The sequence below is a fragment of the Helicobacter ibis genome, assembly GCF_027859255.1.
GTDB classification, from domain to species: Bacteria; Campylobacterota; Campylobacteria; order Campylobacterales; family Helicobacteraceae; genus Helicobacter_D; species Helicobacter_D ibis.
On record NZ_JAQHXR010000002.1, the window covers coordinates 399,120 to 414,111 of the forward strand.

At 32.3% G+C, this 14,992-nt stretch carries 14 protein-coding genes; 6 read left to right on the top strand and 8 right to left on the bottom strand.

Annotated elements, in window-relative coordinates; genetic code table 11:
* From PF021_RS05395 to polA, 6 genes are all read left to right on the top strand, one after another.
* Entirely contained in the window at window positions 1-249 is a 249-nt protein-coding gene (locus PF021_RS05395) for a TFIIB-type zinc ribbon-containing protein (protein WP_271021405.1), read from the top strand.
* Entirely contained in the window at window positions 249-956 is a 708-nt protein-coding gene (gene kdsB, locus PF021_RS05400; RefSeq protein WP_271021406.1) for a 3-deoxy-manno-octulosonate cytidylyltransferase, read from the top strand. Before PF021_RS05395 ends, kdsB begins: the two co-directional genes overlap by 1 nt.
* A 77-nt stretch (window positions 957-1,033) precedes the next feature.
* Entirely contained in the window at window positions 1,034-2,206 is a 1,173-nt protein-coding gene (locus PF021_RS05405; protein ID WP_271021407.1) for a NifS family cysteine desulfurase, read from the top strand.
* An 11-nt stretch (window positions 2,207-2,217) separates the two neighbouring features.
* Entirely contained in the window at window positions 2,218-3,198 is a 981-nt protein-coding gene (locus PF021_RS05410) for an iron-sulfur cluster assembly scaffold protein (protein WP_271021408.1), read from the top strand.
* Window positions 3,199-3,595: 397 nt separating this feature from the next.
* Window positions 3,596-4,393, top strand: a complete 798-nt coding sequence (locus tag PF021_RS05415) for a TerC family protein (protein ID WP_271021409.1) — start codon at window positions 3,596-3,598, stop codon at window positions 4,391-4,393.
* Complete coding sequence (gene polA, locus PF021_RS05420; protein WP_271021410.1) at window positions 4,371-7,034, top strand: DNA polymerase I; 2,664 nt, start codon at window positions 4,371-4,373, stop codon at window positions 7,032-7,034. Before PF021_RS05415 ends, polA begins: the two co-directional genes overlap by 23 nt.
* Here the strand turns inward: polA and PF021_RS05425 are convergent, their stop codons facing one another.
* From PF021_RS05425 to PF021_RS05460, 8 genes are read right to left on the bottom strand one after another with little or no spacing between them, the layout of a single operon-like run.
* The gene (locus tag PF021_RS05425; protein WP_271021411.1) at window positions 7,035-7,595 is read right to left on the bottom strand and encodes an acyltransferase; all 561 of its coding nucleotides are present in this window, start codon (window positions 7,593-7,595) and stop codon (window positions 7,035-7,037) included.
* A gap of 24 nt (window positions 7,596-7,619) precedes the next feature.
* Complete coding sequence (locus PF021_RS05430) at window positions 7,620-8,600, bottom strand: formyltransferase family protein (RefSeq protein WP_271021412.1); 981 nt, start codon at window positions 8,598-8,600, stop codon at window positions 7,620-7,622.
* Window positions 8,593-9,678, bottom strand: coding sequence for a DegT/DnrJ/EryC1/StrS aminotransferase family protein (locus PF021_RS05435; RefSeq protein WP_271021413.1), 1,086 nt, complete (start codon window positions 9,676-9,678; stop codon window positions 8,593-8,595). Before PF021_RS05435 ends, PF021_RS05430 begins: the two co-directional genes overlap by 8 nt.
* Window positions 9,675-10,544: an SDR family oxidoreductase gene (locus tag PF021_RS05440; RefSeq protein WP_271021414.1), complete on the bottom strand. Its 870-nt coding sequence runs from the start codon at window positions 10,542-10,544 to the stop codon at window positions 9,675-9,677. Before PF021_RS05440 ends, PF021_RS05435 begins: the two co-directional genes overlap by 4 nt.
* Window positions 10,545-11,498, bottom strand: a complete 954-nt coding sequence (locus tag PF021_RS05445) for a radical SAM/SPASM domain-containing protein (protein ID WP_271021415.1) — start codon at window positions 11,496-11,498, stop codon at window positions 10,545-10,547.
* Window positions 11,491-12,228, bottom strand: coding sequence for a hypothetical protein (locus tag PF021_RS05450; protein WP_271021416.1), 738 nt, complete (start codon window positions 12,226-12,228; stop codon window positions 11,491-11,493). The genes PF021_RS05445 and PF021_RS05450 overlap by 8 nt, the downstream gene beginning before the upstream one ends.
* On the bottom strand, window positions 12,218-13,300 hold the full coding sequence (locus tag PF021_RS05455) for a DegT/DnrJ/EryC1/StrS family aminotransferase (protein ID WP_271021417.1): 1,083 nt from the start codon (window positions 13,298-13,300) through the stop codon (window positions 12,218-12,220). Before PF021_RS05455 ends, PF021_RS05450 begins: the two co-directional genes overlap by 11 nt.
* A complete protein-coding gene (locus PF021_RS05460; RefSeq protein WP_271021418.1) occupies window positions 13,297-14,991 on the bottom strand; it encodes a class I SAM-dependent methyltransferase in 1,695 nt (564 codons plus the stop codon). Before PF021_RS05460 ends, PF021_RS05455 begins: the two co-directional genes overlap by 4 nt.
* Window position 14,992 lies beyond the last annotated feature (1 nt).

The window sequence follows — 14,992 nt, forward strand, 5'->3', positions numbered from 1 at the left end:
ATGTTGTGTCCTGTATGCAATGTTGATTTAGTAATGAGTGAGAGAAGTGGAGTTGAGATAGACTACTGCCCTAAATGCAGAGGAGTATGGCTGGATAGAGGTGAACTAGATAAAATCATGGAAAGATCTTCACAAGCAACACAAACACCTCAAAGCTATAACGAAAGACCACGCTATGATGATAGAGGTGAATATTATCATAAGCCCAAAAAGAGAGAAAGCTTTTTGGGTGAATTGTTTGATTTTTAATGATTATTATACCCGCTAGATTAAAATCAACTAGATTCCCACAAAAGATTCTACAAAACATAGGGGATATCCCTATGATAGTGCGTGTTGCAAATATTGCAAAAGAAATAGACAGCGTGGTTGTAGCTTGTGAAGATAATGAAGTAGTTGAAGTATGCAAAAAACACAATATAGAAGCGATTCTAACTAGCAATCATCATAATAGTGGCACAGATAGAATCGCAGAGTGTGCACGAATCTTATCTTTAAGAGATGATGAGCTAATAATAAACTTACAAGGCGATGAACCATTTTTAGAGCAAGAAGTAGTGCTATGCTTAAAACAAACAATGCTAAATAACAAAGATTCATTTATGGGTAGTTGCATGAAAGAAATAGGTCAAAAAGAAGCAGAAAACCCTAATTTAGTAAAAGTTGTAGTCAATAAGAATAACGAAGCACTATATTTCTCAAGAGCTAAGATTCCATACAATAGAGATAATGAAAATATTATTTATTATGGTCATTTAGGAATCTATGCCTTTAGTGGCAAAAGTCTGCAAGAATTCTGCAACCTACCAAAATCAAATATGGAAAACATAGAAAAACTAGAGCAATTAAGAGCACTAGATAATAGCAAAAAAATAATAATGACGAAAGTAGATAGCAAATCATTTGGAATTGATACAAAAGAAGATTTGGAATTAGCGATAAAAATATTCATGTAATAATTCAAACTCTTTTAAGTTTATTTAGGTTAAAAGCTAAAGGTAATTTATAATTTAAATTTTTTAAAGGATATTTGATGGAAAAACCTAAAAATAGGGTTTATCTAGATAATAATGCAACTACTATGCTAGACCCAAAGGCAAAGGAATTAATGGATATTTATTTTTGTGAAAAATATGGGAATCCAAACTCACTTCATAGCTTTGGCACAGAAACTCATAGTGCCATAAGAGAAGCTTTCAATCACTTATATGATGGGATTAATGCTAAAGATGAAGACGATATTATTATCACTTCTTGTGCGACAGAGAGTAATAACTGGGTGCTAAAAGGAGTATATTTTGATGTTTTGCGACATGGAAAAAAAAATCACATAATCACCACAGAAGTAGAACACCCGGCTATTCTTTCTACCTGTAGATTCTTAGAAGAACTTGGTGTAGAAGTTACATATTTGCCCATCGGAGAAAGCGGTGGCTTAGATGCTAAAGAAGTAGAAAAAGCAATCACAGATAAAACTGCACTTGTAAGCATTATGTGGGCAAATAACGAAACAGGGATTATCTTCCCTATCGAAGAAATCGGTGCAATTTGCAAAGAAAAGGGGGTTCTTTTTCACACAGACGCGGTACAAGCAATCGGAAAGATTCCAGTAGATGTGCAAAAGTGTAATATTGATTTTTTAAGCTTTTCAGCACATAAATTCCATGGTCCAAAGGGCATTGGAGGGCTATTTATCAAAAAAGGTAGAGAACTAACTCCTCTTTTTCATGGTGGAGAACACATGGGCGGAAGAAGAAGCGGAACTCTAAATGTGCCTTATATTGTAGCAATGGGCGAAGCTATGCGACAAGCAACTTTATACCTTGATTTTGAGAAAAATAATGTAAGAAGACTAAGGGATAGATTAGAAGATGCTTTGCTTAGTTTGCCAGATACCTTTGTAGTTGGTAATCGCTCTAATCGTGTGCCAAATACGATTCTAGTTAGTATTAGAGGTGTTGAAGGCGAGGCTATGCTTTGGGATTTAAATAAATTTGGTATAGCTTGTTCTACCGGTAGTGCTTGTGCAAGCGAAGATTTAGAGGCAAACCCAGTTATGAGTGCAATTGGTGCGGATAAAGAATTAGCACACACTGCAGTTAGAATCTCTTTAAGTAGATTCACAACAGAAGAAGAAATTAACTACACAATAGATATATTCAAAAAATCAATAGAACGCTTAAGAGCGATTTCAAGCAGTTATTAAAAGGAAAAAATATGGCAAAAAATGAATTACTTGGTGGAGCGTTATGGGACGCTTATTCTAAGAAAGTTAGTGAAAGAATGGATAATCCAACACATCTTGGAGTTATCACACAAGATGAAGCAGACAAAAGAGGCTTAAAACTAATTGTAGCTGATTATGGTGCAGAGGCTTGTGGAGATGCAGTTAGGCTTTATTGGCTTGTAGATTCTAATGATGTAATTGTAGATGCGAAATTTAAGAGTTTTGGTTGTGGGACTGCTATTGCTAGTTCTGATATGATGGTTGAATTATGTCTTGGTAAAAAAGTGCAAGAAGCAGTAAAAATCACAAACATAGATGTAGAAAAAGCACTAAGAGATGACCCAGATACTCCAGCAGTGCCGGGACAAAAAATGCACTGCTCTGTAATGGCATATGATGTAATTAAAAAAGCAGCAGGGCTATATCTAGGCAAGAATCCAGAAGATTTCGAAGATGAAATAATCGTGTGTGAATGTGCTAGAGTAAGCCTTGGGACACTAAAAGAAGTAATCAAGCTAAATGACTTAAAAAGCGTAGAAGAAATCACAGAATACACAAAGGCAGGTGCATTTTGTAAAAGCTGTATAAAGCCGGGTGGTCATGAAGAAAGAGAGTATTACTTAGTAGATATTCTGCGTGATGTAAGAGCAGAAATGGAAGAAGAATCTCTAAAAAATAAAGCAGATTCAAGTGCTAGTGGAAATTTGAGCTTCAATGATATGACAATGGTGCAAAAGATTAAAGCTATTGAATCTGTAATTGATGAGAAGATTCGCCCTATGCTTATGATGGATGGCGGAAATATGGAAATAATAGAACTTAAAAATGCAAGCGATGGTTATACTGATGTATATATCCGCTATCTTGGTGCATGCAGTGGCTGTGCTAGTGGCTCTACTGGGACGCTATTTGCAATTGAATCTGTATTACAAGAAGCACTAGATAAAAGCATTAGAGTATTTCCGGTATAAATAAAGTTTAGATAGATGAGATTCTTTAAATAAAACATACTAGAGGGCGTAATATCATACAATAATTACGCCCTACTCTAAACCTAATAATTTAAATCCAAATTCAAAACCATGTAAAAGCCTACAATTACAAGCTTTTGGATACAGATACAATAATCCTATGACTTTGCAACTATGCTTTTTTGTTTTTATTAAAATTCTTACTTGTATATTTGTAAATTTAATCATATTAAAATCACACAGAAGGCAGATAAATTCTACAAAAACCTAAACTACACAAAAGTAGCTTCATGTTTTAAAGATTTATAAAATCAAAGGAACAAATAGACTTATTAAAAGCAATGTTTTAAGATAAAAACCTTAAAATTTTGCTTGATTTTTATACAAAGGTTACGCAATGTTTGAATGGATAAACTCCCCTGAAATGTGGATAGCACTTGCAACACTTATAGGCTTAGAGATAGTTTTGGGGATAGATAATATCATCTTTATAGCAATTTTAGTTGGAAGACTACCGCAAGAGAAGAGACAAAAAGCTAGAATCTTCGGACTTAGCTTAGCTATGGCTACTAGAATTTTGTTACTCTTATCACTATTTTGGATTATGAAGCTTACAGAACCGCTATTTAGTGTATTTTCACAAGAAATATCAGGCAGGGATATTATCTTAATTCTTGGAGGATTATTTTTAATAGCAAAATCAACGCTAGAGATTCACCATGATATTGACAATGCAGAAAAACAAGAAGATGAAAACACTCTAAAAGAAGGTGCAAAGAAAGGATTTTTTGCGATTTTAATACAAATTGCAATTTTAGATATTGTCTTTTCTTTAGATTCAGTAATTACTGCTGTTGGTATGGTTAGCAATATAGAGATAATGATAATTGCGGTAATCGTGGCTGTTGGCGTAATGATGATAGCTAGTAAGAGTATTTCAGAATTTGTTGATGATAATCCAACTATTAAGATTCTAGCATTAGCATTTTTAATTTTAGTTGGAGTAACACTAGTTGCAGAAGGCTTAGAATTCCATATCTCAAAAGGATACATATACTTTGCTATGGCATTTTCACTAGGTGTAGAATCTATAAACATATATATCAAAAAAAAAGCATCTAAAAAAACAACAAAACTCTTAAAACAAGGCTATTCCTTGTTAAGGATAAAACATGAAAACATTAACAATAATTGATACTTTTGGATTTCTTTTTAGAAGCTATTTTGCACTCCCAAGACTACAAAATTCACAAGGATTCCCAACTGGGCTTTTAACTGGGTTTGCAAAGACAATAATGCAACTACATAGAGATTATCCAAATGATTATTTAATTTTTGCTGTAGATTCAAAAGAAAATCTAAGAAAAAAAATAGACCCAACATACAAGGCAAACAGACAAGAAGCACCAGAGAATCTAAAAATACAACTAGAAATAGCACTGCAATGGGTAGAGGAAATGGAAGTTAAGAGTATAAGCATAGATGGATATGAAGCAGATGATGTAATAGCATCACTTAACAAATATGCAACAGAGCAAGGTATAAAGGTAAGAATAATAAGCCATGATAAAGACTTATATCAGCTAATAAACCAAAATACGCTTCTCTTTGACCCAATTAAGAAAATAGAAGTAAAACATGAAGAATGCAAAGAAAAATACGGCGTATATCCAGAACAATTTATAGACTATCAAAGCATTGTTGGAGATACTGCAGATAATGTCCCTGGTGTAAAGGGTATAGGTGCTAAAGGGGCTGCAGCACTCTTAGAAGAGTTTGGGAGTTTGGATAATATTTATGCAAATTTAGACAAAATAAAAACAGAAAGGATAAGAAAATTACTAGAAGATTCTAAAAGTGATGCTTATAAAAGTAAAGAGCTAGTGAGATTAAACGATTCATTAATAAAAAATCTTGATTTACCATCATGTCTAATGCCAAAAATATGCCCACTAAACAACATAATTCCATCTCTAGTAAAATACGACTTAAATAGCATACTAAAAAAGCTATCAAACACAAAAGAAATAAAACAAAATCTACAAGAGAAACGACAAGATTCTAGATTCTCATACAAATGGAATCTACTAAACACTAATGAAGCATTAATGGAGTTTGCCAAGAATTTAGATGAAAATCAGATAATCGCATTTGATACAGAAACTACTTCACTTGATGTAAAGACTGCTAAGATAGTCGGATTTTCCTTTAGCTTAGATGGGGTAGATTCATACTATGTCCCAATAGCACACAGCTATCTTGGGGTTGAAGAACAAGTAAGCTTAGAGTGTGCAAAAGAATTTATAAAAAAAATATTCTCATGCAAAGAAATCATAGGACATAATATAAAATATGATATAGAGATTCTAAAAACAAACTTTAATATTTACCCAGACTTCTCTAAAGTTAGAGATTCCATGATACTTGCATGGCTTTATAAGAGTGATTCTTTAAGCAACTTAGACTTTTTAATGAAAAAATACTTCTCTCATGAGATGATAGCCTACAAAGACATAGTAAAAAAAGATGAAAATTTCTCGTCAGTATCAATAAGTCATGCAGCACAATATGCTAGTGAAGATGCAGCAGCTAGTTATTGTCTGTATTTTAAACTAAAAGATTTGCTAGAGCAGGAATTAAATAATATTGCAATAGAAGTTGAGTTTCCATTTATAGAAAATCTAGTAAATATGGAGCTAGGCGGTATAAGAGTAGATGTAGAATATCTAAACACAATAAAGCAAGAAACAAAACAAAGGCTAAATGATATTTCAGAAGAAATATTTGATATAACACAAAAAAGATTCAATTTAAATTCACCTCAACAATTAGCAGATGTGCTATTTAACGACTTACAACTACAAACTGGCAAAAAGACGAAATCTGGCTTTAGCACGAGTGAGAATGTCCTAAAATTACTATATGACACGCATCCAATAATCCCAAAAATCCTAGAATACAGAGAACTCTTTAAACTATATAGCACATATATTGAGCCACTAATTTCATATGCACAAAATGACAAAGAACATAGAATCTATACTTCATTTATGCAGACAGGCACAAACACAGGGCGACTAAGCTCCAAAAATCCAAATCTACAAAACATACCAACGACAAATGTTCAAGGCAAAAACATACGAAGAGCATTTATCGCCAAAGAAAACCATACTCTACTAAGCCTTGATTACTCACAAATAGAGCTTAGATTACTAGCTCATTTTTCAGAAGATAAAGCCATGATGGATGCATTTTTTAATGATTTAGATATACATTTAGAAACTGCTAAAAAAATCTTTGGCAATGAGATGGCAAAAGAATATAGAAGCATAGCAAAGAGCATAAACTTTGGACTAATTTATGGAATGGGACCAAAAAAACTAAGCGAAACGCTAAAAATAGACTACAAACAAGCAAAAGAATATATACAAAATTATTTTTTATCATTCCCAAGCGTTAAAGGTTTCCTAAAACTACAAGAAGAATTCATCTTAAAAAATAGCTATTCAAAAACTATATTAGGGCGAAAGAGAAGCTTTGATTTTAAAGATATACAAGAACATCAAAAAGCAACATTTCTAAGAGAAGGAATAAATGCTATTTTTCAAGGAAGTGCTGCTGATATCATAAAAATTGCAATGAATAAAATAACACAACAAAAACTGAAATCAAAAATGCTCCTTCAAGTGCATGATGAGCTAATCTTTGAATCTCCAAAAGAAGCAGTAGAAGAAGAATCAAAAATAATTGCAGAAATTATGGAAAATGCCTTACAGCTAAAAATCCCACTAAAATGCAGTATAAATATGGGTGATAACTGGAGTAAGTTAAAATAATTAATGCTTGATAGTTTGCAAAAATTCCTCTTCTAGCTTTAGAAGTTTTTTGCTACGCTCTTTTATTTTTTTTGCAGGTATTCCTGCATAAATTCCAAACTCTTGCGTAGAATCTTTTAATAAACTCATAGCACCTAATGCGGTCCCATTCTCCATAGTTACACTTGGTAAAATACAACTTCCGCTACCTATTATGCAATGATTTTTTATAGTTATCTTCCCGCCATATTGCTTTGGTTTAAACTCATCAGGAACAAATGGAGCAGTCAAACTATCGCCTGAATAATCATCACTATGACTGATAAGTCTAACATAATTGCTAATAGCGACAAATGATCCAATTTCTATACCATATCCACCATAAAGAGATGTAAAAGATCCAATATGAACATAAGAAGCTATTTTTATATCTCCTCCTAAAATTACAAAAGATCCAATTTTTACAAAATCACCCAAAGATATATTTTGTGGATTATCAATTGTTGTTCTAGTGTCAATCTCTACATTTTGTCCTAAATGTCTAAATCCCATTGACAAAAGATCTTCTCTAGAATACAGCATGGAATTCTCCATGCTTTAAATTTTCTACAATTCTAGTTTGTGTTTTGCTATATAAAACGATGGAGTGAGCACATAAATCCCCCCCCCCCCCGCAGAATCCAAGTTTTCAACATTTATTAGTCCTTTTTTATTTTCTAATCCTTGAAGTTTTACAAAATAATCTTTAAAAGATTCATTACTATATAGTTTAATTGCACCATCTCCACATTTTAAAATAATACTAGTATCATCTAGTAAAAACACCTTGCCATATTCTATATTATTGCATTCTTTATCTATCTTTTCTGCTTTTGTGATATCAAAGACTTTAGATTCACAGATAAGCTTTGCACAAGGATAAGGAGGACAAAAAGAATCTACTAAAGAAATAATATATCTAATAGGCATTCTTACATCTATTAGCACATCATGCATATTTCGCTTACGCCAATAATTTGGGATTCCTACTTGCTTGGTTTTATTTCTAACCAAAGATTCGTTTTGCAAAATCTCACAAATACCATCTTTACTTAGCTTATCTATTTTTTTATTTATATCATTTATAGTATCACTCTTTAATATCTTAAATGGAAGCTTTAAAATAATCTCTCCACTATCTACACCACTATCCATATAAAAAAAGCTCAAAACCCCATCTGTAAGCCCCAAAACCTTATACCAATGTCCTGCATGTCTTCCGCGATTCTTTGGCAAATCCGTCGCATGTGCTACAATAGTTGCTCTCTTGGATAGCTTGTATATATTTTCTTTTAGAATCTTAGGCCAACTAACAATCAAATAATCCATATCAAAACTAGCAAATAAGGAAGTAAAATTATTAATATCATCTACTTCATAATACTCACAACCTACACTTTTGGCAAAAGATTCAATATCTACAGAATTATTTGGCAAAAGCTCCTTTTTTAAGCTCACAACAGCAACTAACTCTCCACCTCCATCCAATACACCTTTTGCTAGAGAGATTGCACTATTTGTAGTTCCTATCACCACACATCTAGGCATTTTCTTCCACCCATTTATTGACTTCATTGCATACTATATCTATCTTTTCTAACTCCAAATTAGGACCACTAGGTAGTATTAAAAGCTCGTTATTAAAAACTTCACTTACAGGAAATTCTTCTTTAATATTCAAATGCGGACAATGATTTAAAGATGGAGATTCTAAAGAAGTTTTAATCCCCTTGCTAAGCAGATATTCTCTTAATGCTAAATTGTCTTTTGCAAAAATAAGCACTCTCATAGGTACTTCACCATTTTCTATATTTGACTTTAGAATCTTAACCCCCTTTAATTTCTCTTCATATCTTTTATAATTATTAATTGAAGCTTTCATTTTTTCTTCTATTTTAGAGAGTTGCACTAAGCCAACACTAGCTTGCATATCATTAAACTTGAAATTATAAGCTTTAATTTCATAACTATTTTCACTCCTTACATCAAAGACGCCTTGATTTCTAATCCTCCTTAGCCTATCATAATCATTCTTATCTTTCATCACCACAATCCCACCTTGCCCTGTTGTAAGAATCTTTGCAAGTCCTAAAGAAAAGCAACCAAACCTACCAAAAGAACCAAGATTTCTACCCTTACTATCTTTTGAGCCAAAGGCTTGGCAGGCATCTTCTACTATTTCTATATTATGCTTTTTAGCTATTTCTAGGATTCTATCCATGTTAGATGCCACACCATTTAGATGCACAGGCACTATTACTTTAGTTTTGCAAGTAATTGCAGTTTCTAAGAGTTCTTCATTGATTGTTTGATTATCTTTTACGTCAATTGCTTTTATTCTAGCTCCTAGTATAACTCCAGCATGAGCAGTAGCCACAAATGTCCTATTTGGCATTATTATTTCATCTCCTAATTCTATCCCAAGACCCATATATGCTAAAGTTAGTGCTTGTGTGCCATTAGGGACAGCTAGTGCATAAGGCACATTTAAAAACTTTGCAACTTTTTCTTCAAACTCTTCTGTAATGCTACCTTGCGCGATTTTACGACTTTTTATTGCATTTGCAACTGCCTCCTGCTCTTCCTTACCTAAAGATATATTCCACCAATCAATAACATAACTCATGCCACCACCTCTTTAGCAGCATAATTTAAATTATTACAAAAATAACAAGAGATTATCTCTCTATTTGCCCCCCCCCCCGCAGAGAATTTAGTATTTTTCATTGTATTTCCTTTATCATTAGATTTTTGCAATGGTGCTTTATTATAAAATTCTGCAATATTTCTTACTAGAGTTTCATATTCTTGTATGCTAACTCCACCATCTACACGCAATATTTGCCCATTTACAAAGCTACTTTTTAACAAAAACCAAATAGCCTCACATACATCTTCACTTCTACCCATTCTACCAAGCGGGGATAGCATTTTATAAAGATTGCTTAATTCTTCTTCATTTTTATAAAATTCCTCATTTTCTGGCTTTAGAGTTAAAGAAGGTGCTACTGCATTTACCCTTATGCCTCTTTTTGCCAAATTTAACGCATAAAATCTAACAATTTGCTCCAAACCAGCCTTAGCTACATGGTATCCTAAAGGCTGATTTTTAGCTATCAGACTCCCGCAAATAGAGCTTACAAAGACTATTGTTGCGTTATCACTCAAATGAGTTTCTAAAATATCCAAAGCATTTTTCACCATTATTAATTCCACTTGAATTTCACCACTAAAATCATCAAAACCACTTTCACTTCCACGATATTTTAGAAAGAACACTAAATGATCTATTTTTTTGGAATCTTTTAATTTTAATTTCTCTTTTAGTGTACTATAAAACTCATCTTTACAAAAATCAGATTCAATAAAATTTACATCAAAAGAATAGGGATTCGTCCGAGAAAATAAGGTAACATCACAATTGTTTAAAGCTTGTTTGGTAAATACTCCACCAATACCTTTGCTACCACCAAAGATAAACATTTTTTTCATCTATTCTAGCCACCCAAGACAATTTTTACATAGATTAATTCTACCCCTTCCACCCTTAAGATGTGCTTGTTTATACGCTTCTTTTACCTTTGATGTTGTCCATATTTCTTGTATGCTTTGTGTATTTAAATCTCCCAAAATTACATTTCTACACTGATCTACATTACATAAAGCAACACTGCCATCACATTTTATTACCATTGTATTCCATAATATATAACATGGTTTTTTGTTTGCTTCTTTGTATATTTCTTCCATGTTCCCCTGCATTTGCTCTATAGTATCTTTTTTAGAATCTGTTCCATATACATATGAAAGATCATCAATCCTAATAGAATCTCCACGACTAACATCAAGAACTCTAGCCCAAAAATTATAAATCTCATCAAAACACTCTTTGTTTGCATTGCTTTTTATAATGCTTACCCTTATTTTAGTTTTATAATTTTTCTCATTTCTCATTTTTAAAAAACAAATAACATTGGCCATAACTCTCTCAAAAATAAGATTCTTTCGAATCTTTTCATACTCTTTTTTATCAAGGCTATCAATACTAAAATTAATTGCATCAAGACCAGAATCCAAAATTTCTTTTGCTTTCTTAAAATCCAACAATGAAGCATTAGTAGAGAAATTAACAGCAATATTAGAATCTTTAAATTTTTTAATTTTAAATGCTAAGCTCTTGTCCAAAAGTGGCTCATTGCCAACAAAAAGTGCTACTTTTGTTACATCATTTTTGTGTAAAATAATCTCATTTGCAATCTTAAAAAACAATTCATCTTTCATAATAGCACCACCACGTTTCCACTCATCTATACCGCACATAAGACACCTAGCAGTGCAATTGCTACTTGTCTCTAACTTTATAAATCTAGGAAAAGAACTATATAATCCCCCCCCCCCCGCAGAGAATCTATCTATTTTGCTAAGCACATATTCTTCATTAGTCATTAATTTTCTCCAAATTTATAGTTATTTTGTATTTTTGGTTTTTATGTTCTAAAATGCTCGTATAATTAGGGCTAAAATCATTTGCTAAAATATTATTTACAACTTCATATACACTAAGCATATCACTGCTCTTTAGAATCTTTTTTGCATTTGTTTCTTTTCTTGTATGCTTGGATATTGGGCTCAAATACATAACTTCTACTTTACCACTATAAATATCGCTAAACTTCTCACAAAAAAGTATTATACACTCATCTATTAATAACTTTTGTAACTCATATCCTTTGATTGGAAAGCTCACATCAACCTTACTTCTAGCCCAGATTCCACCCTCATCAATCTTCTCTGTCATCTCTAATAATGAAACCCCAGCGATTATCTCACCATTTTCAACTTCTTCCATTATGGCCCATGCAGCATTATCATTACCTAGAGTATATGGTGCATAACTTGGATGGATATTTAATCTATACTCAAACTTATCTAAAATTTCCTTTTTTATATAATGTGGACTCCATGCATTTACAAGCCAAGAAAAAGATTCTAGAGTATCTAAAAAGTTTTCTACATCACCAAAAGGACAACAAGGTATATTTGAATCTTTTGCAAACTCTACTATTTCTAGTTCATCACTAACAACACCACAAATATGGTAATTATTAGAAAACAAGAATCTAAAAACTTCAATCCCAACTCTCTTTGTGGCAAAAAGAACTATTTTACTTCCCATAAAATCTCCTAATTCTCTCTATTATATAGTCTTGTTCATTCTTTGTTATTTTCTCATTTGCAGGGATACATAAAATTTGCTTTACAATTTTTTGTGCATTATCTATTATGCACTTACTGCCTTTATATGCAATTTGTTCTGGCATTAAAATTGGATGTTGTATTTTTGTCTCAATTCCATGTTCTAGCAGATATTTTTGCAAATAATCTCTATCTTCCCCCATAATAGTATAGCTATACCAACTATTTTTCTCACCTTCATTTTCTAAAGGTGTCTTAACAACATCCTCTAAATGTTTATGATAGTAATATGCAATTTCTCTTCTTTTTTCTATTATATTGGTAAATGTTCTTAATCTCTCTAATAAAATACTAGCTTGAAGTGTATCCATTCTTCCATTTAAACTAACTGCAATACAAGATTCTTTATTTATAGTGCCATTGTATCTTAGGATATCTATTCTTTCTTTTATCTCTTTATTATCACTTAGCACAACCCCAGCTTCACCCAATGCACCAAGCACTTTCATAGGATTAAGACTAAAAGCAGATACATCACCAAAACTACCCGCTAAGATTCCATTCTTACTAGCACCTATTGCTTGAGAAGCATCCTCAAGGACTTTTAGGTTATTTTCTTTTGCTAATTTTAATACTTCATCTATTTTACAAACCCTTCCTGCATAATGCACAGGTAAAATTGCCTTTGTTTTATGTGTTATTAATTTTTCTATACTTTCTATATTTATATTTAAATCAGAATCTACATCAGCAAAAATTGGTGTAGCACCAGAACTTGCAATAGCATTTGCAGTAGCTATCCAACTAAGTGAAGTAGTAATCACCTCATCACCCATACCAATTTCCAATGCCCTTAATGCATACAATAAAGCACCACTGCCTGAGCAGACACCATTAGCATATTTTCTATTATGAAATTTTGCAATTTTAGATTCAAATTCTGTTAGTTCTGGACCATTTATAAAAATACCATGATTAAAAACTTGTAAAATTACTTGAATAAGAGAATCTCTTTCAGATTCCGTAACTGCTAGATTCATAAACCTTATCATCTAGCACCCCCTAAAAATAGAGGATATTTAAATTTGCACCTTAAATATAGCATATAAAGGAGAATTAGCTCTCTATTCCCCCCCCCCCCCGCAGATGATTTAGTTTCTTTTATATATTGTTTTACACTTAAAGTTGGCAATTCTAATGAATAAAATACACCACCCTTTTCTAAAAATTCTTTATGTTTATTTGTAATTGCTTCCATAAATCTCCAAGCCACACTTATACACTCTTTTACACCTTCACTCTCTAAAGCCTTAGAATCTTTTACCAAAATTCCAAGATTTGGTGCGTATTTATCAATCTTTGCTACATTATCATCTAAAAAATAATCAATCACATCACTCAATCCCAAATGATACACCATCATAACTCCACCCACAGAAGCACCATATACACCTACACTTCCTTGCCTTTTTTTAATCTCTAATGTAAGCTTCCTAACTTCGGCTTTAAATTTTTCCAACCCATTTGTAAAGTTTGCAAAAATATCTTCTTTTTTGAAAAATTCTCTCTCGCTTTCCATTAGTCCTAAAAGTTCTTTTGACTTTTCTTTACTCATATCTTTTGAGATTCTTATTTGTATGCTTCCACCCTTACTTTCAACTAGTTTTGCATCATAGACATTTAAACTTTTCTTTTCTAAAAACTCTACTAAAGGCAAAAGATACAAATAATTAATATGTTCTAAAAACACCATATCAAGCAAATTTTGCTCAAAAACTGCTTTAGCATAAAAACTCTCAAAAATAAATTCTTCCCTATCTCCTAGAAGTTTGCTAATTTCGTTAAATAAAACTTCCAAATTAGTGCTATTTGCCACAATATGAGAAGCAAAGATAAAAGATTCTTCATTCTTTATAATATCATTTAGCCGTTGTGTTTTAGAAAAACACAACGGCTTAGATACATACCCTCTTAAGCTCCCTCCTTTAGTCCAAATCTCCTCTGCATCAAATAACTCCAAATTACAAGACGCAAAGAATCTCCCTAAAGGCTTAGCAGAAAAATAACTAATATGCTCATGATAAATCGTATCTATTAGATGTCTCTTTAAAACGCTTTGTGCATAGCTAGTCTCAAAGACAAACACACCAGAATATTCTAGTAAATGTGATATACCATGCACTACTTCTTGCAACAAAGGGATATTGGCGATTACATTGTTGGCGATTACCATGTTGGCTTTTCCATAGTTAGCTTCTATTTCTTTAGCTAAATTTAGAGAAAAAAACCCACATATGGTATCCACCCCACGCTCTTTTGCCTTATTTACTGCTTTCATAGCAGGATCAATTCCTACAACCTTCATTCCAAGCTCTTTAAAAGCCTCTAACATAGCACCCTCATTACTGCCTATCTCAACAATCAAAGAACCCTCTTTTAAATTAAATCTATCTATTAGCTCTCTAGCACCCTTTTTTAAATGCTCTATTAATCCAACTGAAGTGCTAGAAGTATAAAGATACTCTTCTGTATAAATATCACTAGGACTTACTACTTCACTTAACTGGATCTGTCCGCATTCTTTACAAAGCATTAGCTCTACATTATGTAACTCCATGCTTTTTGCAATATTTATATCAGAAAAGAACCTATCACCAATTGGATTTTTCTCTAGAGTAATTATCTTTTGCAAATCGTTGCTCTTGCATAATCTGCATTCTAATATCAAATCTACCTTATCCAAG

Coding starts and splice junctions, on each gene's coding strand:
- PF021_RS05395 (WP_271021405.1), top strand. CDS start 1: ATGTTGTGTCCTGTATGCAATGTTGATTTAGTAATGAGTGAGAGAAGT.
- kdsB (WP_271021406.1), top strand. CDS start 249: ATGATTATTATACCCGCTAGATTAAAATCAACTAGATTCCCACAAAAG.
- PF021_RS05405 (WP_271021407.1), top strand. CDS start 1,034: ATGGAAAAACCTAAAAATAGGGTTTATCTAGATAATAATGCAACTACT.
- PF021_RS05410 (WP_271021408.1), top strand. CDS start 2,218: ATGGCAAAAAATGAATTACTTGGTGGAGCGTTATGGGACGCTTATTCT.
- PF021_RS05415 (WP_271021409.1), top strand. CDS start 3,596: ATGTTTGAATGGATAAACTCCCCTGAAATGTGGATAGCACTTGCAACA.
- polA (WP_271021410.1), top strand. CDS start 4,371: ATGAAAACATTAACAATAATTGATACTTTTGGATTTCTTTTTAGAAGC.
- PF021_RS05425 (WP_271021411.1), bottom strand. CDS start 7,595: ATGCTGTATTCTAGAGAAGATCTTTTGTCAATGGGATTTAGACATTTA.
- PF021_RS05430 (WP_271021412.1), bottom strand. CDS start 8,600: ATGCCTAGATGTGTGGTGATAGGAACTACAAATAGTGCAATCTCTCTA.
- PF021_RS05435 (WP_271021413.1), bottom strand. CDS start 9,678: ATGAGTTATGTTATTGATTGGTGGAATATATCTTTAGGTAAGGAAGAG.
- PF021_RS05440 (WP_271021414.1), bottom strand. CDS start 10,544: ATGAAAAAAATGTTTATCTTTGGTGGTAGCAAAGGTATTGGTGGAGTA.
- PF021_RS05445 (WP_271021415.1), bottom strand. CDS start 11,498: ATGACTAATGAAGAATATGTGCTTAGCAAAATAGATAGATTCTCTGCG.
- PF021_RS05450 (WP_271021416.1), bottom strand. CDS start 12,228: ATGGGAAGTAAAATAGTTCTTTTTGCCACAAAGAGAGTTGGGATTGAA.
- PF021_RS05455 (WP_271021417.1), bottom strand. CDS start 13,300: ATGATAAGGTTTATGAATCTAGCAGTTACGGAATCTGAAAGAGATTCT.